Raw genomic sequence first — 24953 nt, forward strand, 5'->3', positions numbered from 1 at the left:
TGCGATCGACGGGGAAACGGCCCCGGTCACTCCGGGCTACGCCGAGGGGGCGGGGCCGACGCCGACGACCTCTCCGATGACGATCACCGCGGGCGGCCTGACCTCCTGGGCACGGACCGTCTCGGCGACCGTGGCCAGGGTGGCGTCGACCCGGCGCTGGGCCGCCGTCGTGCCCTCCTGCACCAGGGCGACCGGGGTCAGCGGGGACTTGCCGTGCGCGATCAGGGTCTCGGCGATCTTGCCGATCTTGTCGACGCCCATGAGGACCACCAGCGTGCCGGTGAGCCTGGCGAGCGACGGCCAGTCGACCAGCGAGCGCTCGTCGTCCGGGGCGACATGGCCGCTGACCACCGTGAACTCGTGGGCGACGCCCCGGTGGGTGACCGGGATGCCCGCCGCGCCCGGGACCGAGATCGAGCTGGAGATGCCGGGGACGACCGTGCAGGGGATGCCCGCCTCGGCGAGTGCCTGGAGTTCCTCCATGCCGCGGCCGAACACGTACGGGTCGCCGCCCTTCAGCCGGACGACCGACTTGCCCTGCTTGGCGTGCTCGATGAGCGCGTTGTTGATGGCCTCCTGCGCCATGAAACGGCCGTACGGGATCTTCGCCGCGTCGATCACCTCGACGTGCGGGGGCAGCTCCGCGAGGAGGTCGCGCGGACCGAGGCGGTCGGCGATGACCACGTCCGCCTCCGCGAGCAGGCGCCGGCCGCGGACCGTGATCAGGTCCGGGTCGCCGGGCCCGCCGCCGACCAGGGCGACGCCCGGGGTGCGGGTGCGGTGGTGCGGGGCGACGAGGGTGCCGTCGCGCAGTCCCTCCACCACCGCGTCGCGCACGGCGGCGGTGTGGCGGGGATCGCGGGACCTGCGGTCGGTGGTGAGGACCGCGACCGTGACGCCCTCGCTGTGGCCCGTGGCCGGCGTCCAGGCGGTGGCGGCGTCCGCGTCGTCGGAGCGCACGCACCACACCCGGTGGCGTTCCGCCTCGGCGGACGCGGCCCGGTTGGCCTCGGTGTCGCTGGTGGCGATCAGGGCGTACCAGGCGTCGGCGAGGTCGCCGTCGGCGTACGGGCGCCGCTCCCAGGTGATCTCGCCCGCGTCGGCCATCGCCTCCACGGAGGGGGTGGCCTCGGGGGAGACGAGGCGGATGTCGGCGCCCGCCGCGATCAGGGCCGGGAGACGGCGCTGGGCGACCTGGCCGCCGCCGAGGACGACGACCCGGCGGCCGGTCAGGCGGAGGCCTACGGGATAGGCGGGGTGTTCGGCCATGAGGGGATGGCTCCTCGTGCGGGCAGGCGGGGGCGCTTCGGCATCGGAGCAGCCCTGACGTGCGGATTTTAGAGTGCGCGGGGGGCAGGCGGCAGGGGCGGTCCGATGGCTGAACACCGGACCGCCCCGCGGGGCGCGCCTACTTCTCGGTGACGCCCGCCGAGTCGAACGTCGCCACCTCGTGCATCGCCCGGGCCGTGCTCTGGACCATCGGCAGGGCCAGGAGGGCGCCGGTGCCCTCGCCGAGCCGGAGGTCGAGGTCCACCAGCGGGCGCAGGCCCAGCTTGTTCAGGGCGGCCACGTGGCCGGGCTCCGCGCTGCGGTGGCCCGCGATGCAGGCCGCCAGCACCTCGGGCGCGATCGCGCGGGCCACGAGGGCCGCGGCGCCCGCGCTGACGCCGTCGAGGATCACCGGCGTCCGCAGGGAGGCGCCGCCGAGGAGCAGGCCGACCATGGCCGCGTGCTCCAGGCCGCCGATCGCGGCGAGGACGCCGATCGGGTCGGCCGGGTCCGGCTGGTGCAGTTCGATGGCGCGGCGCACCACCTCGGTCTTGCGGGCCAGCGTCTCGTCGTTGATGCCGGTGCCGCGGCCGGTCACCTCGGCCGGGTCGGTGCCCGTGAAGACGGAGATCAGCGCGGCGGAGGCGGTGGTGTTCGCGATGCCCATCTCGCCGGTCAGCAGCGCCTTGTTGCCGGCCGCGACCAGGTCACGGGCGGTCTCGATGCCGACCTCGATGGCCTGCTTGACCTCCTCGCGCGTCAGCGCCGGGCCGGTTGTCATGTCGGCCGTGCCCGGCCGGACCTTGCGGGGCAGCAGGCCGGGGGTGGCCGGGAGGTCGGCGGCGACACCGACGTCGACGATGCAGACCTCGGCGCCCACCTGGTTGGCGAACGCGTTGCAGACCGCTCCCCCGCCGAGGAAGTTCGCCACCATCTGCGCGGTGACCTCCTGCGGCCACGGTGTGACGCCCTGGGCGTGCACACCGTGGTCGCCGGCGAAGATCGCGACGGCCGCGGGCTCCGGGATCGGCGGCGGGCACTGGCGGGACAGCCCGGCCAGCTGCGCGGAGATGATCTCCAGCATGCCGAGCGCGCCGGCCGGCTTCGTCATCCGCTTCTGCCGCTCCCACGCCTCGCCGAGCGCCTTCGCGTCGAGCGGGCGGATCTGGGCGACGGTCTCCGCGAGCAGGTCGTGCGGCTCCTCGCCGGGCAGCGCGCGACGGCCGTACGTCTCCTCGTGGACCACCCAGGACAGCGGGCGGCGCTTGGACCAGCCGGCCTGCATCAGCTCGGGCTCGTCCGGGAACTCGTCGACGTACCCGACGCACAGGTACGCGATGACCTCCAGGTGCTCGGGCAGGTCGAGGGCACGGACCATCTCGCGCTCGTCGAAGAAGCTGACCCAGCCGACCCCGAGGCCCTCCGCGCGGGCGGCGAGCCACAGGTTCTCCACCGCGAGGGCGGCGGAGTACGGCGCCATCTGCGGCTGGGTGTGGCGGCCGAGGGTGTGACGGCCGCCGCGGGTCGGGTCCGCGGTGACGACGATGTTCACCGGGGTGTCGAGGATCGCCTCGATCTTCAGTTCCTTGAACTGCTTGGCCCGGCCCTTGGGCAGCGACTTCGCGTACGCCTCCCGCTGGCGCATGGCCAGCTCGTGCATCGTGCGGCGGGTCTCCGCCGAGCGGATGACGACGAAGTCCCAGGGCTGCGAGTGGCCCACGGAGGGCGCGGTGTGGGCCGCCTCCAGGACGCGCAGCAGCACCTCGTGCGGGATGGGGTCGCTGCGGAAGCCGTTGCGGATGTCGCGCCGCTCGCGCATGACCTTGAGGACGGCCTCGCGCTCGGCGTCGTCGTAGGCGGGCGCGGCGGGGCCGGTGGACTGTCGTGCTTCTGCCACGGGGGCCGTGCCCTCTGCTTCCTGGTCTTCCTGGCCGGCGCCCCGGGTGTCCAGGTCGTCGGCCTGCTGTACGAGTGCCGCGTCCGCCTCCGCCGCCGCGGGGGCGGGCACCGGTTCCGCCTCGCGCGGCGCGGGGACCGTGACGGCGGGCTGCGGCTGCGGCTGCGGCGGGACCGCGGCCTGGCCGTCCGGAACCGCCACCGCGCCGTGCGGCGGGGTGGGGGCGCCCGGCACGGTGCCGTCCACCGGGACCAGCCGGCCGAGCGGCTGCTGGGGGGCGGGACCGTCCTCGGCGGGAGCCGGCGCGGAGTCCGGTACGGGCTGTGGGCCGGGCGCGGGTGCCTCGGCGGGGGGTGCGGCCGCCACGGGTACGCCGGCCACGGGAACGTCCGGTGCGGGGTCCGTCGCGGGGGCCTCGGCGGCGGGCGCGGGCGCTTCGGTGGCGGGCTCCTCGGTGGCGGGCGCCTCGGGGTGGGCCGCGGGCCGGTCGTCCGGCGCGGGGGCGGCGGAGCCGGCGGTGACGTCCGCGGCGCCCGCCGGGGTGGGCTGCTCGGGGGCCGGCTGCGGGGCCGCGTCCGCGGGCTGCGGGGCGGGGGTGGGTACGGCCTCCGCCGCGAGCGCGGCGGTGGGCGCCTGCGGGGCCGGCGCGACGGGGGCGACGGCTTCGGCAGCCTCCGGGACTTCCGAGGTCTCGGAGGTCTCCGAGGTCTCGGTGGCGGTCGGCTCGGGGGTGGGAGCCGCCTCGGGCGTCACGGGCTGGGGAGCCTGGGCTGCCCCGGGCACGACGGCCTCGGGGGCCTCCTGGCCCTCGTGAACCTGCGGGGTGGCCTCCGGTGCGAACGGCTCATCGGCGGTCACCGGTGCTTGCTCGGCCACGGCCTGCGCGGGCGCCTGGTGCGTCTCCGTCCCGGCCGTCCCGGCGGTTTCCGGTGCCTCGGGCGTCTGGACCGCGGCGGGTGCCGCTGTCTCCGGCGCCCCGGGGGCCTCGGGAGCGGCCTGCCGCTCGGGCGCCGCGGTCTCCTGCGCCGCCTCGGGCGCGGGGGTCGCCTCGGGCGCGGGGACCGACTCGGGCGCGGGGGCCGCCTCGGAGGGGGCGTCGGGACCCTGATCCTGGACCGGCACGGCGACCGGACCCTGTACGGGTTCGGCGGGCTGCGGCTGGACCGGCTCGGCGGGCTGCGGCAGCGGCTGCTCCGCCTCCACGGCGGGAACGGCGCCCTCCGCAGCGACGAGGGGCTGCTCGGCGGGAACGTCACCTTCCGCCACGGGAGCGGTCTGCTCCACGGGGACGTCACCCTCCGCGGCGGCGAGGGCCTGCTCGGCGGGGACGGCGTCCGCGCCCTGGGGGGCCTCGGCGGGGAGCGGCGCGGCGGCGGGAGCCTGGTCGGTGTCGGCCGGAACGGGCGTGGCGGCGGCAGCCTGGTCCGCGCCGGCCTCGGCGGGCACCTGGCCGGCGTCGTCCGCGACGGCTGCCGGGGCGGGAGCCTCTGCGGCGTCCTCGGCGACTGCGGCGGGCGCCTCGGCAGCGGCGTCCGCCACGGGGGCGGCAGCCGGGTCCTCCCCGCCCGCCTCGGCGACCGGGGCCACGGCGGACGCCGCGCCGGCGTCACCGGCCGGGGCGGCGACGGCGGGAGTCCCGGCCGTGGGGTCCGTGGCCGGCTGCGAGCCGTCGGCGGCCGGCGGGGCCGCGCCTTCGGCGGCCTCCGGGGCCTCGGCGTGGGGCGCGGTGTCCGGGACCTGCGTGCCGGTGCCGGGGAGGTGAGCGGCCTCCGGTGCCGTGGCGGGGGCCGCCGCTTCCTGGGCGGGCGGGACCGCCGCCTGGGTGGCGAGGCGGGCCATCGTCGCCTGGGCCGCGTCGGCGGGCTCAGGCAGGGGTGCCGCGGGGGCGGCCGCTTCCACGGGTGCGGACTCGGGTGCCGCCTCGGGGGCGGCCGGCGCCGGGGCCTGCGCGCCCCACGGCGCGGCGACCTGCGGCGCGGCGACCTGCGGGGCGTCGAGGTACTCGGGGCCGGTGGTCGCCGGGCCGGGCTGACGGACCGGTGCGCCCGCGGGCCCGCGGTCGGCGAGGGAGCGGACCGGGCTGGCGGAGGCGTCGGGGATGGGCGGGCCGAGGTGGAGCGGACGGCGCGGGGTGATCGGCGGGATCGGCGTCGTCGGCGCGGTCGGCGGGGTGTGGTTCGGCAGGCGGACGCCGCCGAGGTCGACGGAGCCGCTGTCCCGCCCGCCCAGCTCGTGCGGGCCGGGCTCGTGGACGGCCTCGACGACCGGCTCGGGGGCGGGCGGGGGGACCTCGTTGCCCCAGGCGCCCTGGGCGCCGGGGAGCAGCAGGTCTTCGTCCTCGGCGGGTGTCTCGGAGAGGTAGGTGTACGCCCCGGGCGCGGCGACGCCCGGCTGCTCCACCATGCCTGCGTTCTCCGGCTGCCCCTCGCCCGGGACCTGGCCGGTGTCGGTCATGCGTACCCCTCGCCCATCGGTTGATGCTTCTACGACCAGCTCACCCGGAACGGCGCACCGACCGCCCGTGGTGAAGAACGAGCGTGCGTGCCCAGCGGCACGAACGACCGCCCGGAAAAGGCGACAAAGCCATTCAGTGGCATTGTCGCGGTCGTTCCGCCGTCAGGACAGCTCGATCCACGACGGCCCGCTGTGGACTGCGCCACGTTGCGCGTCCTCCCGGTTGTCGCCGTACCGCACACACCCCAAGGCGGGCGCGTTCCCGGGACATTGACCGACGGGGTGCCGGGTGTCCGAGTGCGGTGCAGCGATCGGCCAGCCTACCGCGCGCGGTACGACAACCCGATCACGGGGCGCGGTCCGGGAGAACCCCGCTGAGCAGGAACGCCACGCTCCGCTCCGTCTCCGTCCAGTGGCGGGTGTCGAGTTCCACGGACTGCAGCAGGGCGCACTGGACGCGGTAGCCGTGCTCCGTCAGGTCGCGGCCGACGAGTTCGGCGGCGTCGCGGGTGCCGGCGTGGGTGACGATGCGCTGCGGGCGGCGGTCGGCGACCGCGGACACCACGGCCGCTCCCCCGCCGCCGATCCGGACGACGTCCGGTTCCGGCAGGTTCTCCAGCGCGTGCGGGGCGGTGCCGTGGACGACCTGGAGCTGGACGCCGAAGCGGCGGGCCGCGGCGTCGGCGCGGGCGCAGGCGGCGGGGTCCCGGTCGACGGCGATGACGGCGGCGCCGGCCCGGGCGGCCTCGACGGCGAAGGCGCCGGAGCCGGATCCGATGTCCCACACGAGGTCGCCCGGGCGGGGACCGAGGCGGGCGAGCTGGGCGGCGCGCAGCGGTTCGGTCTCGCCCTCGCCGAGGGCGGTCTCCTGGCCGGGCCCGGTGCCGTAGACCTCGGCGGGCAGGGTCCAGCCGCGGGGACCGGCCGCCGGGTCGCGGCCGGCGATCCAGCCGCCGCCCTCCGTGCCGGCGGGTCCGCCGATGACGATGACGACGTTCGGGTCGCGCCAGGTGTGGTCGGCGGCCTTGTCGGAGGTGACGACGGTGACCTGTTCCCGTTCGGTGCCCAGTTCCTCGCAGATGACGAAGGTGCGGTGGACGCCGTCCAGCAGCAGGCCGAGTTCGGCGGGGCCCGCCCCCGGGGCGGTGAGGACGGCCACCTTGGTGTGGGCGCGGCATACGTTGACCGCGCGGCGCAGGGTGCGGGGGTGTGCGACGACCACGTGGGCGTCGTCCCAGGGCATGCCGGCGCGGGCGAAGGCGGCGGCGACGGAGGAGACCGCGGGGACGACTTCGACCTCCAGGCCGAACTCGGGCGCGCGCAGGGTCCGCACGACGCCGAAGAAGCCGGGGTCGCCGTCGGCGAACACCACGGCCGTGCCGCGGTGGGCGGCGATGCGGCGGGCGGCGAGGGTGACGCTGCCGAGGCGGACGCGCTCCGCGGCGGGCGGTACCTCGGGCAGGGCGAGGTGGTGGGGTGCGCCGGCCACCAGGGTGGCGGCGCCGAGCGCGGCGCGTGCCGCGTCGGTCAGCGGAGAACCGTCCCAGCCGATCACCGTGACCCGGTCGGCCATCGTCGTCAGTCTCCCGTGGTTCGCGCAGGTCGTCGGGCGGGCTTGGTGAGGGTACCCGGTGGGTGCGGGGGCGCGGCGGGTGGCCTCGCCGGTGGTTCAGTTCCAATCGGAGTACGCCGCGAAACCTCCGGTGTCGGCCAGTTCCTCGGCGACGCCGGCCAGGTCCTCCGGGAGCAGGCTCCAGACGATCACGTCGGTGCGTACGTCGGTCCACCCGGCCTCGGTGCGGGCGCGCGCTATCCAGGCGCCGCGCAGGACGCCCTCGCTGATGCAGCCGATTTTCTGGGCGACCTGCTGGGCGGCGGTGTTGTCGGCGGCCGTGCGCAGTTCCAGGCGTTCGAACTTCTGGTCGTTGAAGACCCACTGGGCGGTGGCCAGGGCGGCTTCGGAGGCGTAGCCCTCGCCGCGGGCCCAGGGGGCGACGACGTAGGCGAGTTCGCTGGAGCGGACCCGCCAGTCGGTGTTGCGCAGCTGGACGACGCCGACCAGACGCTGGGTCAGGAACTCGGTGACGGCGAAGACGATGCCGCGGCCCTCGGTGCGTTCGGCGGGGGCGGTCGCGGTGATCCAGTCGCGGGCGTCGGCCTCGGTGCAGGGGTGCGGTACGGAGGTCCAGGCGACGACGAGTTCGTCGTTCATCATCTCGGCGAAGGCCTCGGTGTCCGGCTCCTCGAAGGGGCGCAGGACCAACCGCTCCGTGCTGATGGAGATGTTGGGGAAGGTGCTCGTCATGGCGCCGCTCCGTAACCTTTTGAACCGTCAGGACCTGCTGAACTGCCCAGCATGCAGCATGAAAGCACCGCACCGCACCACGGGGGCCCCTCCTCGCCGGAGGGGCCCCCGTGGTCGTGCGGGGCCGGGTGGCCGGGGCAGCGGGCCGTGGGTCAGAAGGAGGCGACGACCGATCCGGCGTACTCGTCCTCGATGAACTTCTTCACCTCGGGGGAGGTGAGCAGCTCGGCGAGCTTCTTCACGCGCGGGTCCTTCTCGCTGCCCTCCTTGACGGCGAGGAAGTTGCCGTACGGGTTGTTCTCGGCGGACTCCAGCACGAGCGCGTCCTCGGCGGGCTTGAGGTCGGCCTCGATGGCGTAGTTGCCGTTGACGACGGCGGCGTCCACGTCGTCCAGGGAGCGCGGGGTCTGGGCCGCCTCCAGCTCCTTGAACTTGAGCTGCTTGGGGTTCTTGGTGATGTCCGCGGGGGTCGCCTCGTTGCCCACGCCGTCCTTGAGGGTGATCAGACCGTTGTCGGCGAGCAGCTTGAGGGCGCGCGCCTCGTTGACGGTGTCGTTGGGGACGGCGATGGTGGCACCGCTCTTGAGGTCGTCGGCGCTCTTGACCTTGTGGGAGTACAGGCCGAGCGGCTCCAGGTGGACCGTGACGACGGGCACGATGTGGGTGCCGTTCTTCTTGTTGAAGTCGTCGAGGTACGGCTGGTTCTGGAAGTAGTTGGCGTCGACGGAGCCGTCCTCCGTGGCCGTGTTCGGCGTCACGTAGTCGGTGAACTCCCGGACCTCCAGCTCCAGGCCCGCGTCCTTGGCGAGGTTGTCCCGGACGTAGTTCAGGATCTCGGCGTGCGGGGTGGGGCTGGCGGCGACGACCAGGGGGCCGTCGGAGCCGGAGCCGGAGTCGGAGGAACCGCAGGCGGTGAGCCCGAAGGTGAGGGCTCCGGCGGCGAGGACGGCGGTGGTGATCTTGGCGGTGTTACGCACGAAAAGTGCCTTTCCTTATGGGTGGTGCGACCCCGTCGTGGGTGGACGGGGAGTCTGGGGGCGTCTTACGCGGCGGTACGGGGGCTCACGCGACCTTGCCGATGTCGGCCGCCGCCGGCTCCTTCGCCTTGAGCAGGCGGAGCCTCGGGCCGGGGCCGGAGCGGGCGCCGCGGCGGTGCACGGCGCGGGCCGCGTAGTCGCCGGCGAACTGGATGAGGGAGATCACCACGGCGAGGACCGCCACGGTGACCCACATCAGCCCGGTCTCGAAGCGCTGGAAGCCGTAGCGGACCGCGAGGTCGCCGAGGCCACCGCCGCCGACCGTGCCGGCCATGGCGGAGTAGCCGATGAGGGCGATGACCGTGGTGGTGGTGCTGGCGATCAGGGAGGGCAGGGCCTCGGGGACCAGCACCTTGCGGACGATGGTCCAGGTGTTGCCGCCCATCGACTGCACGGCCTCGACCAGCCCGTGGTCCACCTCGCGCACGGCGGTCTCGACGAGCCGGGCGAAGAACGGGATGCCGCCGATGGCGAGCGGCACGATCGCGGCGTAGCTGCCGATGGTCGTGCCGGTGATCCAGCGGGTGAAGTTCATCAGGGCGACCATCAGGATGATGAACGGCATCGAGCGGCCGATGTTCACGACCTGCCCGATGACCTTGTTCACCACGGTGTTCTCGAGCAGTCCGCCCTTGTCGGTGAGGACCAGCAGGACGCCCAGCGGCAGCCCGGCGACCACGGCGATCAGGGTCGACCAGCCGACCATGATCAGCGTCTCGGTACAGGCCTGCTCCAGCAGCGGCTGCATCTCGGACCAGGTCACTTGGCACCTTCCTTCACCAGGGCGGGCTGCTCCGCGCCGACGACGTCGACCTGCAGGCCGTGCTCGCGCAGGAAGCCGACGGGCACGACGTTGTCCTCGTAGCGGCCGGGCAGCTCGATGCGCATCCGGCCGACCTGGAGGCCGCCTACGGTGTCGATGGCCGCGCCGAGGATGGAGATGTCGATGTTGTAGGTGCGGGCGAGCTGGGAGATGACCGGCTGGGTGGCGGCCTCGCCGTGGAAGGTGACGTCGAGGACGGTCCGGTCGTCGGCGGAGGCCTCGCCGCCGACGGGGAACAGCGCGGCGGCGAGCTGGGAGCCGGGGGTGGCGAGCAGTTCGCTGACCGTGCCGGACTCCACGATGCGGCCCCGTTCCATCAGCGCGGCCGAGTCGCAGATCGACTTCACGACGTCCATCTCGTGGGTGATGAGCAGGACGGTCAGGCCCAGTTGCCGGTTGAGGTCGCGCAGCAGCTGGAGGATGGAGCGGGTGGTCTCCGGGTCGAGGGCGCTGGTGGCCTCGTCGGAGAGCAGCACCTTGGGGTCGCCGGCCAGGGCGCGGGCGATGCCGACGCGCTGCTTCTGGCCGCCGGAGAGCTGGGCGGGGTAGGCCTTGGCCTTGTCGGCGAGGCCGACGAGGTCGAGGAGTTCGAGGGCCTTGCGGGACCGGTCCTTGCCGGACGTGCCGAGGATCTCCAGCGGCAGCTCCACGTTGTCCTGGACGGTCCGCGAGGACAGCAGGTTGAAGTGCTGGAAGACCATGCCGATCCGGCTGCGCGCCTGCCGCAGCTCACGGCCGGCGCGGGGGCCGCGGCCGGCGAGCGCGGTGAGGTCCTGCCCGGCGACGGTGACCGTGCCGGCGGTGGGGCGCTCCAGGAGGTTGACGCAGCGGATGAGCGAGGACTTGCCGGCGCCGGACTGGCCGATGACGCCGTACACCTCGCCTTCGCGGACGTGCAGGTCGACGCCGTCGAGGGCGGTGACCTCGCGGCCGCGTGAGCGGTAGACCTTGGTCAGGCCCGATGTGGTGATCACGTGGATTCCGTCACTGTCGAGTGCGCGGCGCGGGGGTGGGCGCCGGGCACGGGGCGTTGTTCTTCGGGGGGCTTCGGAACGCGGCACGGTTCTCGCATGGCGGGAGACCGGGGAGATACCGGTGCGCGGGGGCGGCGGCTCGGTGCCGGGCGCGGGGCGCCACGGCGGACACGAGCGGGCACTCGCTTCGGGGCGCGAGGCTCAGGTGGTGCGGGGGCCCTCTAGAAGGCGCACATTCGGCACGGACACATACAAGCAGCACCGGGCGTCATGGTCGCCTCGGTCGCCAGGGTGCGGCTGCTCGTCGTGGTCATGCGATCAGTAAAGCAGACCGCCGGGGCAAACCGGTCACCGCTGTCCGCATGGTGGACAGTGGTGGGACGGCGGCGGGACCGGGTCAGTCCCGTACGGCGATCTCCACCGACCCGTCGGTGACCAGGAGCGACAGGGCCGACAGGTCCCGGACCACCAGGTCGGCGTCGAGGGCGTCGGCGGGGTGGGTTGTGGCCAAGGCCACGGTGGTCATCCCGGCGGCGCGGCCCGCGGCGAGCCCGGCGGGGGCGTCCTCGAAGACGACGCAGGCGGCCGGGTCTGCACCCAGGGCGCGGGCGCCCAGCAGATAGGGCTCGGGATCGGGCTTGCCGCGGGTGATGTCGTCGGCGGCGATCAGGGTCTTGGGCAGGATGCCGACGGCGTGGAGGCGGGCCTCGGCGAGCCGGCGGGTGGCCGAGGTGACGACGGCCCAGCGGTCGGCGGGGAGCGCGGCGAGGAAGTCCCGGGTACCGGGCAGCAGCCGTACGCCGCCGGGCACGTCGTCGACCTCCAGCTGCTCGATGCGGGCGACGGCCTCCGGCACCACCTCAGCGGGCAGCAGGTCGGCGGCTATCTCGGCGGCCGGGCGCCCGTGCAGGGCGACCCGGCGGAACCGCTCCGCCGTGATGCCGTACTCCCCCGCCCACCTCGTCCAGCAGCGCTCCACGGATTCCAGGGAGGAGACGAGCGTGCCGTCGTTGTCGAACAGGAGTGCCTGTGCGCTGATCTTCATGCCCTCGACCCTACGGGGCGGCGCCGGAGGGCCGTGCCGGCCGAGCGCCGGGGGTGACGGCGGGGTGTCCGTTGCGTCGTAATAAGGTCGCTGCATGCTTGATGCCCTGACGCTGCTGACCGGGGTCGCCGCGCTGCTGCTCGCCGCGTGGTGCGGCTGGGCGGCGTACCGAGACCAGCCGACGAAGGACTGGCACTTCATCGGGATGGCCGTGGTGACCGCGCTGGCCCTGATCCAGCTCGTCGTCGGCGTCGTGCAGCTCGCCCGGGGCGAGAAGCCGGACCAGGGGACGACGATCTTCGTGGCGTATCTGCTGGGCGCGTTCGCGTGCGTGCCGGCCGCCGGGTTCCTGTCGCTGGGCGAACGCTCCAAGTGGGGCTCGGTGACCGTGGCCGCGAGCGGTGTCGTGCTCGCCGTGCTGGAGGTGCGGCTTCATGACATCTGGGGAGGCTGAGGTGAGCACGGTCCGGGGAAGGCGGCTGGCCGGCGGGCCCGGGACGCTGCTCGTCTGGCTGTACGGCGTGATGGTCGTCGGCGCGGTGTCGCGCTCGGTGTACCAGATCGCCACCGAGTTCGACCGGGCGCCGCTCGCCTACGCGCTGTCGGCGGTGGCCGGCGTGGTCTACGGCTTCATCACCTGCACGCTGGTGCGGGGCGGGGAGAAGGCCCGCAGGGCGGCGCTGGTGTGCTGCGCGGCCGAACTGGTGGGCGTGCTGGTCGTCGGCGCCTGGACCCTGGTGGAGCCGTCGGCGTTCCCCGATGCCACCGTGTGGTCGGACTTCGGGATGGGCTACCTCTTCATCCCGGTGATCCTGCCGGTGTCCGCGCTGTTCTGGCTGCGGCCGGCGCGGGCCGGGCGGCCGGGACTCACCGGCGCCTGAACCGGCGGTGCCGGCCGGACGGGACTCACCGGCGCCTGAACCGGCGGTGCCGGCCGGACGGCTCGGAGGTCGCGGGGGCGGCCGCGGCGTCCTTCGACGGCGTACGCGTGCGCTCGGCCATCGCTCCCCAGAAGCGGGCGAGTTCACGGTTGGTCGTGCCCTGCCAGCCCGCCCTCCTGCGGCGCAGTGTCCGCCGGCTCACCAGCGCCTGCTGCTGCCGGCAGAAGGGCTCACGCAGCTCACCGCCCGGCTGTTCGCCCTTCGCCGGGTAGGGGCACAGTTCGAACTTGCAGCCGCGCAGGCAGCTCGTGCCGGGCTCGGCCGTTCCGGGCATGCCGACCGTCCGCTCGGGACGCAGGGCCGTACGGTCCGTCCGCAGACAGGGCGGCAGCTCCGTCCGGCTGGTCCGCTGCAGCCGGTCGTCCACCATGAAGCCGTCCCGTTCCGTGAGGTTGAGCAGCAGCAGGACGTCGGCGAGGAGCTGCTGGGCGCGCGGGTGCAGGGTGCTCCAGCCCTGCGACGGGGGGATCCACAGGTTGTGCTTGCGGTGGATCGTCGCGTCCGCGGGGCTGGACCCGATCTTGAGCGTGGCCCCGCGCTCGTCGATCCAGACGAACCGCTCCGGGTGCCCCGTCCGCAGCGCCAGCGCCGCGAGGTCGCCGGCCTCGGCGACGAAGGGGTGCAGGCGCCTGGCCGCCTCGCCCCGCGTCTCGTCCGCGGGCCGGTCGCCCGGGGCCTGGGCACTGCCGGCCATGCTCAGCCAGCGCTCCACCGCGCGCAGCGGCTCGGTACCGGAGCGCCTGCCGGCCGGCGGGCCGTCCCGCATCCCGGCGTCGTCCCCGCTGTCCGGCAACTCCCAGAGGCACAGCGCGTGGACGAGCGTGAGCTGCGTGTACCAGTACCGTGCGTGGGTGAGCATGCGTTCCGCCTGCTCGATGAGGTACTCGCGGGTCTCGTCGGAGGTCGCCGGGTGGCGCTTGCGGCGGTTGGCGGCCCCCTTGAACCCCTGCGCGAGGGCGATCTCCAGGGAGATGGGCAGATCCGCCTTCCCCGTCGCGGGGTTCGGCGTCAGGTGCCGCAGCCACAGGTCCAGCCGTTCCCGGGCCACGGCCCGGCGGTCGGTGCCCACGGAGCCCACCACCATGGGAACCAGCCAGGCCCGCATGACGAACTCGCGCCACACCTCGACCGCGGTCCGCCGGCCGGCCGGCTGCGGGACATCGGCCGGGGCGAGCGGGATCAGCCTCTCCTCGCGTTCCAGGCCCTCCTCGTACTTCAGGTCGGCCATGGCCTTCTTGTACTGCTCCCAGGGGTCGTAGTGGTCGGTGCCGGACTCCTCCTTCCGCCTCGGCCAGGGGAAGAGCTGGCGCAGTGCGTCGAACGCGTTGTCCCCGCCCGCGCCGATCTCCTGGGCGATGGCCAGCCGGACCGGATAGCCGGGCTCCTTCCAGCTGATGCGCATGAGCTGCCCGTAGGAGGGCCGCACGAACCGGGTCGCGTCCGGGCTCCGGCTCGCCCGGTCCAGCCGGCGGGCCGCCTCCCCGAACCGCTGCACGAGTCTCAGCTTGGCCTCGCCGAGCGTTCTGGCGTCGCCGTCCTTGAGGTCCGGCCAGCGCCGCAGGAGCGTGCTGGCGATGAGGTGGTGTGCCGAGTCGTCGATCCGCCCGGTGTCGATCTCCAGTGCCGCGGCGTACAGGTCGAACGCCTTGTCGTCCAGGCGGCCTTCCGCCGCTTCCAGCAGCAGGTCGACCGTGGCGCGCTGGGGGGTGGGCCGATCGCCCTGGGCGCGCATGACGAAGGCCATGAGGAGTTCACGGCCCGGGTCGGCCAGGGCGGTCGCGAGGGCGTCACCGGTGCTGCGCTGGAGGACGTCGAGGAACCCGGAGCCGAGATAGGCCTGGATGATGCTGTGCGGGAACCGCACCTTGCGGCTGTACGCCTCGACCAGGCCGAGTTGCTCCCCGCGCTCCGCGAACCGCGACAGCACGCTCCGCCAGCAGGCCCCCGAGGCGGTGGGCGACGGCAGGTCCGCGACCCGTCCGGCCAGCTCCTCGAGGATCTCCGGGTGGCGGACCTCGGGTTCCCCGGTCCGCCCGCCGCCTGCCCGCCAGTCGATCAGCTCGTCGAATCCGACCTCCTGCCGGTCGTTGAGCAGACCGATGCAGGCCAGCGCCGACACCAGGGCGACGGTCTCGCGGCGCTCCTCCTGCGAGATGCCGAACTGGGCGCGCAGGTGGCCGTCGACCAGGGCCTCCACCCATGACCTCAGGAGCCGTACGCGGATGCCCGCACGGTCGCTTCCCCGGGTGTCGATCGGCTCCCGTGGCCTGGCTCCCTGGAGGTGTTCGAGGAGCTGGTGCTGCCGCAGCTGCCGTACGAGCTGCAGGTAGAGCGGCGACTCGGCGACGGCGGCCGTCTCCACGATCCAGTCGAGCCGCCGGTCGTCCGCCCCGGGGCCCTGCTCCACGAGGTACGTGAGCGCGGCCTCGTCGCTGAGCGGTTCGAGGTCGATCACCGCGGCCCGGGTGCCTTCGAGCGCGGCGTGCGGCCGTGAGGCGATCACGAGCGGGATCCCCTGCTGCTCGGCTCGTTCGACGGCCCGGCGGATCAGGCCGTCCCGCTCCGCCTCCCGTTCGTCGTCGGAGAAGGCCTCCTCCAGTCCGTCCGCGATGATGACGGCCTTGTCGTCCATGCACAGCTGCCGCCACACGCGTTCGGCCTGCGACCGGGACAGGACGCCGGGGTCGACCTGGTCGCAGAACCGTTTCTTGGCCAGTTCGCTGAAGTTGAACTCGCCGTTGTCGAGGTCCGCCCTGCGCAGATGGACGGGGACGGGAAGTGCTCCCTTCTCGGCCAGTACCTGCGTCAACTGCACCAGCACCGCCGTCTTTCCGCTGCCGACACCGCCGACGAGCACGTACGGCCGGCGCCAGCGGCGGCTGCGGAGGGCCTGGGCGATGACCGAGCACAGCTCCTTCCTGCCGACCACCTCGTCGATGATCGAACCGGCGGTGGGCACCAGGTCCCGCGGTCTGCGCCGCGCGATCCGCCGCACCCGCCGGACGGTCCTGAGGTGCTGCAGGTAGAGGAAGGTGACGACGCTCAGCCCGAGGGCGAGGAGCGGCGTCACGAAGCTGGTGACCGCGCCGCAGGAGAAGGGGTTGTTCGCGCACTCCTCCTCGACGACGCGGGGTCCGGGTCCGGCGATCACCGACACGGCCAGTCCCACCCAGGCAAGGAACGCCACCGCGGCGACGGTCGCGAAGACGCGGAGGAAGGTGGCGGGAGTCTTCCGCAGGTGCCAGCGGCGGGCGAGGGGGACCCGGCGCTCCACCTGCCGTTGAATGCGCAACATCCGCGAGCGCTGGAGCCACTGGGTGGCCAGCCGGGACAGGCGGCGTCCACCGCGCAACAGGAAGGATTCGTTCGGCGGGCGGCGCTTCCCCTCGGGGTGCCGGATGACCTGACTCATCGGTCTTGCCTCGCTGGCCCGGATGAAGATGGTGCCAGGACCAACGCTACGCGGACCCCGGCGCCCCCGCACCGGGGAGCCGGGGGCGCTCGGGCACCGCTGCCAGGGCCTGTCGTTCGGATCACCCCGGCGTCGCGGGGCCTGGCACGCGCATCTGCGGCGTTGTCGCCGGTCGCCGACGCTCCGCGTCGACTCCCTCCTCCGCCTCGCAGCCGCACGCACCAGACCCCGCTCGGGTCGGTCGAGAGGCTCCGGAACTCAAGCCGGGCTGATCCAAACGAAAGACCCTAGGCCGTCTGGGCGTACGCTCCCGCCTGCTTCTCCAGGATGACCATCGGGACGCCGTCCGCGCCCTCCTCGATGCCGACCTTCTCGTAGCCCACCCGGCGGTACAGGCGCAGGCCGCTCTCGCTGCGCCGGCCGGTGTGGAGGCGGAACTTCCTGGCGCCGCGCTGTTCCACGAGGGCGGACTCGGCCGCGCGCAGCAGGCGGGCACCGATGCCGTGGCCCTGGAGGCGGGGGTGGACGCAGAGCTTGCCGATGGCGGCGGCGCCGTCCTCGGTGACGGTGCCGCGCACCGAGCCGACCACCTCGTCACCGAGCCGGGCGACGAAGACGCAGTCGTCGGCGACCTCGCGGCGGACGGCGTCGAGGGGCTGGACGAGCGGGTCGATGCGGTAGTTGCCGTACAGCGCGGCCTCGCTCTGGAAGCACAGGTACTGCAGCTTGAAGATCTGCTCGGCGTCCTGGTCGGTCGCCTCGGAGATGACCACGCTCATGCCCATGTGTGCACGCCTCCCGCTCACCTGTCGCCTGTCGTCCCTCACTCCTATCCCCGCGCTCTCCGGGCCGCAACCTCCGGTGTGAGCAAACGACGCAGACATCCCAGACATCTGGAACGTTCCGGTCCGAGACTGCCCTGTGAGATACCCAACTCCCCCGAGATCTCCCGGTAGGTCAGGTCCCGCGGGGAGAACAGCGCCTCCAGCAGCGCGGGGCAGCGCCCGGGCAGCCGGCGCACCGCGTCCCGCAGGTCACGGCGGCGGGCGGCGGCGAGGGCGAGGTGCTCGGGCGTGGGGCCGGCGGCCTCGGCCGGCTCCTTGTCGTACGGCAGTTCGCGGCGGAGCGTGCGGCGGGTGCGGCGCGCCTCGGCGCGGACGGCCCGGCGCAGCCAGCGCTCGGGGTCGCGGGGCGGGCCACCGCTGCCGAGGTGTTCCAGGAGGCGCAGCCAGACCGCCTGTTCCAGGTCCGCGGGCTCGGTGCCGGGGTGCGCCTCGGCGGAGGCCTCCGCCGCGAGCAGCGGGCGCAGCGTGGTGAGCAGCTCGTGCGTCATACGCGGCACGACGAGCCGCCCGGGCGGGAAGTTGCCCGGGCGGCCTGCAGTCACTCCGAAAGGAGGGCGATGGTTCAATCGTTGACGAACTCCTGGCGGGCCAGCACACCGGTGTCCGGGTGGTCGGTGAAGACACCGTCGATGCCCGTCGCGAAGTACGCGCGGTACGCGCCGAAGACGTCGCCGTAGCCGTCGGCGTCCGTGCCCCTGCGGAAGTCCGCCGGGAGGAACGGGTTCTCGTTGCGCAGGGTGTAGGGGTGCAGGACCAGTCCCACCTTGTGGGCGTCGGCGACCAGCGTGGTCGGCCGGGTGAGGCGGCCCGCCGCGTCCCTCGGTACGACCAGGTCCAGGGTGGGCCCGATGCCCTGGGCGTACGAGGCGATCTCGCGCAGGCCGGCCGGCTTGACCAGGTCGGCGACGGTGCGCGGGTCGCCGCTCTCGACGAAGTCCCAGGGGCGGGTGCCCGCCCCGGACAGCAGCACCACGAGCGGGTTGTCGACGAGCTTGCCGAGCCGCTGGATGCTGGTCGGCTCGAAGGACTGCAGGATCACCGGGGAGTTCCACTTGTGCCGGCCGTACGCGCGCAGCAGCTTGGCGACCCGCTCCTCCAGGCCGAGGCCCAGCTTGCGGAAGTACGTGGGGTGCTTCAGCTCGGGGTAGATCCACACCTGCCTGCCGCGCCGCCTGGTCTGCTCCTCCTGCCAGCGCAGCACCTCCTCGAAGGTGGGGATCTCCCAGCGGCCGTCGTAGAGGGTGTTGTGCGGGCGGTTGGCGGGGATCCGCTCCTTGGCCCGGAGGGTCTTCAGCTCGGCGAGCGTGAAGTCCTCGGTGAACCAGCCGGTGGTGGGCACGCCGTCCAGGGTCTTCGTGGTCCTGCGGGCCGCGAACTCGGGGTGGTCGGCGACGTCCGTGGTGCCGCCGATCTCCGGCTCGTGACGGCAGACCAGGTGGCCGTCCTTGGTGGGCACGAGGTCACCTGCCTCGACGATGTCGGCGCCCATGTCGAGGGCGAGCTGGTAGGCGGCCAGGGTGTGCTCGGGACGGTAGCCGCTGGCCCCGCGGTGGCCGATGATCGTCGGCACGGGCAGGCTCCTCAGGCCGCGGCCCTCCTTGCTCGCGTCGGCCCTCGCGGTGCCGCCCGCCCCCAGGACCGCTCCGCCCGCGCCGAGCACGGCCGCGCCGAGCAGCGCCCGTCGTCCGGGGATGTGGGCGTGTTCGTTCGTCTCCTGCGTTCCCATCGGCGCCTCCTGCGATCTGCTCGGCCGGCGTTCGGCCGTGGTGCGCGCCGATCGTAGGGGGGCGGACATGACCGGGGGGAGGCTTCGGGTCGAACACATGCATGACGACGGATGGCGTAAGGGCGGCGCAAGGTGACGGACCGTCGGCTTGGCGGGCCCGCCGCGGGGCAACCGGGCGAGGAGGACACCCTGCGGGGCCGGACTCCCGGCCGGGCGGCCGGACCCGGCCGGGGTGCGGGTCCGGGGCGCGGTGCGCCGCGGGACCGCGGGCGGGCCGGGTGCGGTGGTCGCGGCGCCGTCCGTACGGGTGTACGGACCCCCGGCCGCGGGCGATGTCCGTCACACCGTCGCGGGCGCGTCGCGCGCCCTCCCGGGACGGTGCCGCAGGTAAACGTACGTCAACGGTGCGTAAGGCCGCGGTGAACCCGATGTGCGCGGCCCCACGAACCGCGAGTATCGTCCTCACCTGCACAGACTCATAACGATTCGCTCATTGGATCTCTCGACACCGGAGGGCCCGTTGTCCCGCTTCGCGCTCATCAAGGCAGTGCTCGGTCCGATCATGCGCCTGATGTTCCGCCCCCGGGTGGAGGGCGTGGAGAACATCCCCGGCGAGGGCCCGGTCATCCTGGCCGGCAACCACCTGACCTTCATCGACTCGATGATCCTGCCGCTGGTCTGTGACCGGCAGGTCTTCTTCATCGGCAAGGACGAGTACGTCACCGGCAAGGGCCTCAAGGGCCGGCTGATGGCCTGGTTCTTCACCGGGGTCGGCATGATCCCGGTCGACCGGGACGGCGGCAAGGGCGGCGTGGCCGCGCTGATGACCGGACGCCGGATCCTGGAGGAGGGCAAGGTCTTCGGCATCTACCCCGAGGGCACCCGCTCGCCCGACGGGCGGCTGTACCGGGGGCGCACCGGTATCGCCCGGCTCACCCTGATGACCGGTGCGCCGGTCGTGCCGTTCGCCATGATCGGCACGGACCGGATCCAGCCGGGCGGGGCGGGCATGCCGCGGCCGTGCCGGGTGACGGTGCGGTTCGGCGAGCCGCTGGAGTTCTCCCGGTACGAGGGGATGGACCGGGACCGGTACGTGCTGCGGGCGGTGACCGACTCGGTGATGACCGAGGTCATGCGGTTGTCCGGGCAGGAGTACGTGGACATGTACGCCACGAAGGCCAAGGCGGCGTAGGCCCCTCGGCGGTGCGCGGCGGGCTGCCGGTCCCGGCGGCCCGCCGTTTCGTGTGTCCGCGGTCCCCGGCGCGGGCCACGACCACGCCCCCAGCGGGATGTCTCCGGGGCCCGGGACGCCTGGGGGTCCGCCGGGAGCCCGGACAGCCACTGGGGACGTCTCCGCGGGCCCGGCGTGATCGGCGGGGATTTTCCCTAGCCGCGCCGTTCCCCGTGCCCCTCGGGTGAGCGTCCGGGCCCGGTGTCCTCCAGGCGCTGGCCCCTCAGCATGAACCAGGCGGCGGCCGCCGTGGCCAGCAGGACCGCCGCGCCCGCGCCCGCCGCGATGGCCAGGCCGTCCACGAAGGACTCGCGGGCCGCGTGGAGCAGGTCCGCCGAGGCCGGGGCCGGCAGGGCGTGGGCCGCCTCCACCGCGCCGCCCAGCGACTCGTGGGCGCCCTCGGGGGTGCCCGGCGGGGACGGGAAGCCGCGGTAGACGCCGGTCACGATGGACCCGAGCAGCGCGATGCCGAGGGCGGCGCCCAGTTCGTACGCCGTCTCGGAGACCGCGGAGGCGGCGCCCGCCTGCTCCTTGGGCACCGAGGCGAGGATGACGTCGGCGGTCACGGTGAACGAGAACCCCGCGCCGGCCCCGACGACCAGCAGGGCGGCGCCGAGCAGCGGATAGCCGGTGGACTGGTCGAGGAGCGTCAGCGAGGCCAGGGCGAGGCCGACCCCGGCGAGGCCGCCGGCCACCACGGACCGCACCGAGAAGCGCCGGGCCGCCGCACCGGCGATCAGACCGGCCGCCACCGCGCCGAGCGCGGCGGGCAGTTCGGCCAGCCCCGCCTCCAACGGCCGCCTGCCCTGCACGAGCTGGAGGTACTGGGAGAGGAAGAAGACCAGCCCGGACAGGCCGAGAATGGTCAGCAGGTCGGCCAGGACGGCCCCGCTGAAGCCGTGGTTGCGGAACAGCCGCATGTCCAGCAGCGGGGAGGGCAGGGTGAGCTGGCGGCGGACGAAGCCGTACAGCGCGGCCCCGCCGAGCAGACCGGCCGCCAGGGTCGCCCACGCGAAGCCGTGCGCGGCGGCCTCCTTCACGGCGTAGACCAGGCCGATCATGCCCACCAGGGAGAGCAGCACGCTGGGCAGGTCCCACGGGCCCGGGTCCGGGTTGCGGGACTCCGGCAGCAGCTTGCTGCCGACGAGGACCAGGACCGCCATCACGGGCAGGTTGATCAGGAAGACCGAGCCCCACCAGAAGTGCTCCAGCAGGAAGCCGCCCACGATCGGGCCGACCGCGGTGCCGGCCGAGGCGGTGGCGCCCCAGATGCCGATGGCGAGGCTGCGCTCGCGCGCGTCGTGGAAGAGGTTGCGGATGAGGGCGAGGGTCGCGGGCATCAGGGTCGCGCCGGCGACGCCGAGCAGTGCCCGCGCGACGATCAACAGCTCGGGGCTGGTGGCGTAGGCGTTGAGCACGGACACCGCGCCGAACGCGGTGGCGCCGACCAGCAGGACGCGCTTGCGGCCGACGCGGTCGCCGAGGCTGCCCATGGTGACGAGCAGACCGGCGATGACGAAGGAGTAGACGTCGCCGATCCACAGCAGCTACGTGCCGGTCGGCGCCAGGTCCTCACTGATGTACGGGGTCGCGAGGCCGAGGACGGTCGCGTCGACGGCCACCAGCAGCACGGCGAGCACGAGGACGGACAGCGCGAGCCAGCGGCCGGGGCGCTTCACCGCCTCGTTCGCGCTGGCCGGCTGCAAGGTGCGGGTCATGGTTCCTCTCTCCGTAGAGCGCCGCCGAGCAGCAGCTCGGCGATCATGGCCGGGAAGTCGTTGCGGGCGACCTTGCCGTCGAGCACCGACCAGGCGCCCGCGGCGAGCAGGCCGTAGAGGGCTTCGGTGAGCCAGGCGGGCGACAGGTCGATCCGGAACTCGCCGGTGTCCTGGCCGCGCCGGAAGACCGCGGTGACGCGGCCGTCGATCCGGGCCCAGCCCGCGTTCTGCTCCTCCCCCTCGAACAGCTGGTTCTCGCTGTAGAGGAAGGCGAGCAGTCCGGTGGCGGGCTCGATCTCGCGGATCAGCCGGCGGACGGCCCCGCCCGCGGGGCCCTCGTCCAGCCGGGCCCGGTCCAGGGCGGCCTCGCACTCGGCGATGCCCAGTGCCTCCAGTGCCCGGACGAGCGCGTCGCGCCCGGCGAACTGCCGGTGCAGCGTGGCCCGGCTGATTCCGGCGGCCCTGGCGACCTCGTCCATGGTCGCGGTGGATTTGCGGGTCAGCAGGGCGGCGGCGCTGCGCAGTACGTGCTCTCGGTCGACGGCCATGAGACAACCGTAACCCATGTGAGACATGTTTGTCTCATACTGGGCATGCGTGACTCATGGCCGCGTGACCGAGTGAGGGGTGACCCGTGACGTGCGGGGTGGGGTGACGGGTGAGGCTGTCCGTCAGTGCCAGGGCAGCCGCCCGCGCCGCTCCCAGTATCCGCGCGGGTCCTCCGCCAGGGCCGCGAGGCGGGTGAGCTGGTCCTCGTCCAGGTCGACCACCGCGGCGTGCAGGTTGGAGGCGAGCTGGGCGGCCGTCGCGGCACCGGACAGGACGACACCCGCCCACGGCTGCCGCAGGACGACGGCGAGGGCGACGGCGTCGCAGCCCAGGCCGGTCTCCCGGGCGACCGCCCGGAGCTCGGGCGGGGCGTGGGGCGCGGCGAGCCGGCCGTTGGCCATGCCCTCCTTGACGATCACCGTGAGTCCGGCGTCGTGGGCCTCGGCGAGGGCGGGGGCGGCGGAGGTCTCCAGGAGGTTGTACGTCGACTGGACGGTGCGGAACAGCGGCTCGCCGTCCACCGTCACGGCCAGCGCGGCGCGGATGGCGTCGGCCTGGGCGGGGCCGCTGGTGGAGAAGCCGACGGTGACTCCCTGCGCGGCGGCCTCGGCGAGGCGGGCGTGCAGGTCCTTGTCGGTCAGGGCCGGGCTGTCCGGGGTGACGGAGTGGATCTGGTACAGGTCGAGCCGGTCGCCGAGCAGGGCGGCGGTCTCGGCGCGCTGCCGCTCGTACGTCCCCGCGCCGTGGTCCTTGACCTCGTGCCGCTCGGCGTCGGTGGTCCACCCGGCGGTGTAGGTGTAGCCCCACTTGCTGCCGACGACGACGTCGTCGATCTCGGGGCGGGCGGCGAGCCAGCCGGCCAGGAACTCCTCGGAGCGGCCGTAGGAGCGGGCGACGTCGACGTAGCGCACGCCCTGCGCGTAGGCGGCGTCGAGAAGTTCGTGGGTGCGCTCGCGCAGCGCGTCGACGCTGCGGTCCTCGCCGAGGTCGCGGTCACGGCCCAGGTTGATGTAGCCGGGGCGGCCGACGGCGGCGAGACCCAGGCCGATGTGGCAGGTCGGGGTCGTCGCGGTGGAGAGACGGGCGAAGGGCATCGCGGGCTCCGTTCGGTCGGCTGACTCCCGACCAACGTAACCCGCGACGCCCGTACGTCACTTCCTCGCGTTCGCCCACGCGTGCTGGGCGGCCACGTCCGCCTTCACCTCGGCCAGCTGTACGGCCACCGCGGCGGGCGCCGTACCGCCGCGTCCGTTGCGGGAGGCGAGGGCGCCGGGCACGTTGAGGACCGAGCGGACGTCGGGGGTCAGATGCTCGGAGATCTTCGCGAACTGCTCGTCCGTGAGGTCGTCCAGCTCCTTGCCCTCGGCCTCGGCGACCTTCACGCACTCGCCGGCCACCTCGTGCGCCACCCGGAACGGCACGCCCCGCTTGACCAGCCACTCGGCGATGTCGGTGGCCAGGGAGAACCCGGCCGGGGCCAATTCCTCCATGCGCTCGCGGTGCACGGTCAGGGTGGCCATCATGCCGGTGAAGGCCGGGAGCAGGACCTCGAGCTGGTCGATGGAGTCGAAGACCGGCTCCTTGTCCTCCTGGAGGTCGCGGTTGTACGCGAGCGGAAGGGCCTTGAGGGTGGCCAGCAGGCCGGTCAGGTTGCCGATCAGACGGCCCGACTTGCCGCGCGCCAGCTCCGCGATGTCCGGGTTCTTCTTCTGCGGCATGATCGAGGAGCCGGTGGAGAAGGCGTCGTGCAGGGTCACGAAGGAGAACTCCTTCGTGTTCCAGATGATGACCTCCTCGGCGATCCGGGACAGGTTCACGCCGATCATCGCGGTGATGAAGGCGAACTCGGCGACGAAGTCGCGGGAGGCCGTGCCGTCGATGGAGTTGGCGGCGCTGCCGTGCTCGAAGCCGAGGTCCCGCGCGACCGCCTCGGGGTCCAGGCCCAGCGAGGAACCGGCCAGGGCGCCCGAGCCGTACGGCGACACGGCCGTGCGCTCGTCCCACTGGCGCAGCCGCTCGGCGTCCCGGGACAGCGCCTGGACGTGGGCGAGGACGTGGTGGGCGAAGAGCACCGGCTGGGCGTGCTGGAGGTGGGTGCGGCCGGGCATCGCCACGTCGGGGTGGGCCTCGGCGAGGCCGACGAGGGCGTCCTGGAGCTCGGCGATCAGGCCGCCGATGATCCGGGCGTGGTCGCGCAGGTACATCCGGAACAGGGTGGCGACCTGGTCGTTGCGGGAGCGGCCGGCGCGCAGCTTGCCGCCCAGGTCGGGGCCGAGGCGCTCCAGCAGGCCGCGCTCCAGGGCGGTGTGCACGTCCTCGTCGGCGATGGTGCCCACGAAGGTGCCGGCGGCGACGTCCGCCTCCAGCCGGTCGAGTCCGGCGAGCATGCGCCCCAGCTCGTCCTCGGTGAGGAGTCCGGCCTTGTGCAGCACGCGCGCGTGGGCGCGGGAACCGGCGATGTCGTACGGCGCGAGCCGCCAGTCGAAGTGGACGGACGCGGACAGCTTCGCCAGGGCCTCGGCGGGGCCGTCGGCGAAACGCCCGCCCCAGAGCCGTACGTCACCGCTGTTGCTGCTCACTTGCGCTGCTCCTCGGGGGTGTGGGTGGACGAGCCGTACTGACGAGCCGTTGCCCGCTCCGGCCTGCATGATTATGCAGAGCGCTGCATGACTCGTCAATCCGGCCGGCGGGCGGACACCGGCGCCCCGCACCGGCGGCAGGGCGTCC

General features: G+C 73.9%; 18 protein-coding genes and 1 pseudogene. 3 read left to right on the plus strand and 16 right to left on the minus strand.

Annotation, left to right across the window (positions count from 1 at the left end; genetic code table 11):
• Positions 1–36 precede the first annotated feature (36 nt).
• The 8 genes from cobA to SGLAU_RS06300 all read right to left on the minus strand — a co-directional run bounded on the left by cobA (position 37) and on the right by SGLAU_RS06300 (position 11804).
• Positions 37–1269 carry a uroporphyrinogen-III C-methyltransferase gene (gene cobA / locus SGLAU_RS06265; protein WP_043499084.1) on the minus strand — a complete coding sequence of 411 codons (1233 nt, stop codon included), beginning with the start codon at positions 1267–1269 and terminating at the stop codon, positions 37–39.
• 139 nt (positions 1270–1408) lie between these two features.
• Complete coding sequence (cobT, locus tag SGLAU_RS06270; protein WP_043499086.1) at positions 1409–5620, minus strand: nicotinate-nucleotide--dimethylbenzimidazole phosphoribosyltransferase; 4212 nt, start codon at positions 5618–5620, stop codon at positions 1409–1411.
• 346 nt (positions 5621–5966) lie between these two features.
• Positions 5967–7193: a precorrin-6y C5,15-methyltransferase (decarboxylating) subunit CbiE gene (cbiE, locus tag SGLAU_RS06275; protein ID WP_043499087.1), complete on the minus strand. Its 1227-nt coding sequence runs from the start codon at positions 7191–7193 to the stop codon at positions 5967–5969.
• Between the two features lie 96 nt (positions 7194–7289).
• Positions 7290–7925: a GNAT family N-acetyltransferase gene (locus SGLAU_RS06280; RefSeq protein ID WP_043499088.1), complete on the minus strand. Its 636-nt coding sequence runs from the start codon at positions 7923–7925 to the stop codon at positions 7290–7292.
• A 152-nt stretch (positions 7926–8077) separates the two neighbouring features.
• The gene (locus tag SGLAU_RS06285) at positions 8078–8902 is read right to left on the minus strand and encodes a MetQ/NlpA family ABC transporter substrate-binding protein (protein WP_043499090.1); all 825 of its coding nucleotides are present in this window, start codon (positions 8900–8902) and stop codon (positions 8078–8080) included.
• Positions 8903–8987: 85 nt separating this feature from the next.
• Complete coding sequence (locus tag SGLAU_RS06290; protein WP_043499092.1) at positions 8988–9725, minus strand: methionine ABC transporter permease; 738 nt, start codon at positions 9723–9725, stop codon at positions 8988–8990.
• A complete protein-coding gene (locus SGLAU_RS06295) occupies positions 9722–10759 on the minus strand; it encodes a methionine ABC transporter ATP-binding protein (protein ID WP_043499095.1) in 1038 nt (345 codons plus the stop codon). The genes SGLAU_RS06290 and SGLAU_RS06295 overlap by 4 nt, the downstream gene beginning before the upstream one ends.
• A 397-nt stretch (positions 10760–11156) precedes the next feature.
• Positions 11157–11804: an HAD-IA family hydrolase gene (locus SGLAU_RS06300; protein WP_043499097.1), complete on the minus strand. Its 648-nt coding sequence runs from the start codon at positions 11802–11804 to the stop codon at positions 11157–11159.
• A gap of 94 nt (positions 11805–11898) precedes the next feature.
• Between SGLAU_RS06300 and SGLAU_RS06305 the strand changes: the two genes are divergently transcribed.
• Positions 11899–12258, plus strand: coding sequence for a hypothetical protein (locus tag SGLAU_RS06305; protein ID WP_043499099.1), 360 nt, complete (start codon positions 11899–11901; stop codon positions 12256–12258).
• Complete coding sequence (locus SGLAU_RS06310) at positions 12239–12685, plus strand: hypothetical protein (RefSeq protein WP_043499101.1); 447 nt, start codon at positions 12239–12241, stop codon at positions 12683–12685. Before SGLAU_RS06305 ends, SGLAU_RS06310 begins: the two co-directional genes overlap by 20 nt.
• 25 nt (positions 12686–12710) lie before the next feature.
• On the opposite strand, the gene SGLAU_RS06315 is transcribed toward SGLAU_RS06310, so the two are convergent.
• From SGLAU_RS06315 to SGLAU_RS06330, 4 genes are all read right to left on the minus strand, one after another.
• Complete coding sequence (locus SGLAU_RS06315; protein WP_052413641.1) at positions 12711–16157, minus strand: NACHT domain-containing protein; 3447 nt, start codon at positions 16155–16157, stop codon at positions 12711–12713.
• A gap of 287 nt (positions 16158–16444) precedes the next feature.
• Positions 16445–16942: a GNAT family N-acetyltransferase gene (locus tag SGLAU_RS06320; RefSeq protein ID WP_043499102.1), complete on the minus strand. Its 498-nt coding sequence runs from the start codon at positions 16940–16942 to the stop codon at positions 16445–16447.
• Between the two features lie 44 nt (positions 16943–16986).
• Complete coding sequence (locus SGLAU_RS06325) at positions 16987–17490, minus strand: sigma-70 family RNA polymerase sigma factor (RefSeq protein ID WP_043499104.1); 504 nt, start codon at positions 17488–17490, stop codon at positions 16987–16989.
• A gap of 74 nt (positions 17491–17564) precedes the next feature.
• Positions 17565–18728 (minus strand): glycerophosphodiester phosphodiesterase, encoded by a 1164-nt coding sequence (locus SGLAU_RS06330; RefSeq protein ID WP_043499106.1) that lies wholly within the window; start codon positions 18726–18728, stop codon positions 17565–17567.
• A 562-nt stretch (positions 18729–19290) separates the two neighbouring features.
• Between SGLAU_RS06330 and SGLAU_RS06335 the strand changes: the two genes are divergently transcribed.
• Entirely contained in the window at positions 19291–19920 is a 630-nt protein-coding gene (locus tag SGLAU_RS06335) for a lysophospholipid acyltransferase family protein (RefSeq protein ID WP_078958020.1), read from the plus strand.
• A gap of 194 nt (positions 19921–20114) precedes the next feature.
• Here the strand turns inward: SGLAU_RS06335 and SGLAU_RS06340 are convergent.
• The 4 genes and pseudogenes from SGLAU_RS06340 to argH form a co-directional block, all read right to left on the minus strand.
• Positions 20115–21677 (minus strand): annotated as a pseudogene (locus SGLAU_RS06340) (MFS transporter).
• Positions 21674–22225, minus strand: coding sequence for a TetR/AcrR family transcriptional regulator (locus SGLAU_RS06345; RefSeq protein ID WP_244315180.1), 552 nt, complete (start codon positions 22223–22225; stop codon positions 21674–21676). The pseudogene SGLAU_RS06340 and the gene SGLAU_RS06345 overlap by 4 nt, the downstream one beginning before the upstream one ends.
• Before the next feature lie 123 nt (positions 22226–22348).
• Positions 22349–23320, minus strand: a complete 972-nt coding sequence (locus SGLAU_RS06350) for an aldo/keto reductase (RefSeq protein WP_043499112.1) — start codon at positions 23318–23320, stop codon at positions 22349–22351.
• A gap of 57 nt (positions 23321–23377) precedes the next feature.
• Positions 23378–24805 (minus strand): argininosuccinate lyase, encoded by a 1428-nt coding sequence (gene argH, locus SGLAU_RS06355; protein ID WP_043499113.1) that lies wholly within the window; start codon positions 24803–24805, stop codon positions 23378–23380.
• Between the last annotated feature and the right edge of the window lie 148 nt (positions 24806–24953).

Source organism: Streptomyces glaucescens, assembly GCF_000761215.1.
Classification (GTDB): Bacteria; Actinomycetota; Actinomycetes; order Streptomycetales; family Streptomycetaceae; genus Streptomyces; species Streptomyces glaucescens_B.

What these genes read in the sequence shown, in the direction of transcription:
- SGLAU_RS06335 (WP_078958020.1), top strand. Translation starts at nt 19,291, where the DNA reads ATGCGCCTGATGTTCCGCCCCCGGGTGGAGGGCGTGGAGAACATCCCC.
- cobA (WP_043499084.1), bottom strand. Translation starts at nt 1,269, where the DNA reads ATGGCCGAACACCCCGCCTATCCCGTAGGCCTCCGCCTGACCGGCCGC.
- SGLAU_RS06320 (WP_043499102.1), bottom strand. Translation starts at nt 16,942, where the DNA reads ATGGGCATGAGCGTGGTCATCTCCGAGGCGACCGACCAGGACGCCGAG.
- SGLAU_RS06280 (WP_043499088.1), bottom strand. Translation starts at nt 7,925, where the DNA reads ATGACGAGCACCTTCCCCAACATCTCCATCAGCACGGAGCGGTTGGTC.
- SGLAU_RS06330 (WP_043499106.1), bottom strand. Translation starts at nt 18,728, where the DNA reads ATGGGAACGCAGGAGACGAACGAACACGCCCACATCCCCGGACGACGG.
- SGLAU_RS06300 (WP_043499097.1), bottom strand. Translation starts at nt 11,804, where the DNA reads ATGAAGATCAGCGCACAGGCACTCCTGTTCGACAACGACGGCACGCTC.
- cbiE (WP_043499087.1), bottom strand. Translation starts at nt 7,193, where the DNA reads ATGGCCGACCGGGTCACGGTGATCGGCTGGGACGGTTCTCCGCTGACC.
- SGLAU_RS06345 (WP_244315180.1), bottom strand. Translation starts at nt 22,225, where the DNA reads ATGGCCGTCGACCGAGAGCACGTACTGCGCAGCGCCGCCGCCCTGCTG.
- cobT (WP_043499086.1), bottom strand. Translation starts at nt 5,620, where the DNA reads ATGACCGACACCGGCCAGGTCCCGGGCGAGGGGCAGCCGGAGAACGCA.
- SGLAU_RS06305 (WP_043499099.1), top strand. Translation starts at nt 11,899, where the DNA reads ATGCTTGATGCCCTGACGCTGCTGACCGGGGTCGCCGCGCTGCTGCTC.
- SGLAU_RS06350 (WP_043499112.1), bottom strand. Translation starts at nt 23,320, where the DNA reads ATGCCCTTCGCCCGTCTCTCCACCGCGACGACCCCGACCTGCCACATC.
- SGLAU_RS06325 (WP_043499104.1), bottom strand. Translation starts at nt 17,490, where the DNA reads ATGACGCACGAGCTGCTCACCACGCTGCGCCCGCTGCTCGCGGCGGAG.
- SGLAU_RS06310 (WP_043499101.1), top strand. Translation starts at nt 12,239, where the DNA reads ATGACATCTGGGGAGGCTGAGGTGAGCACGGTCCGGGGAAGGCGGCTG.
- SGLAU_RS06315 (WP_052413641.1), bottom strand. Translation starts at nt 16,157, where the DNA reads ATGAGTCAGGTCATCCGGCACCCCGAGGGGAAGCGCCGCCCGCCGAAC.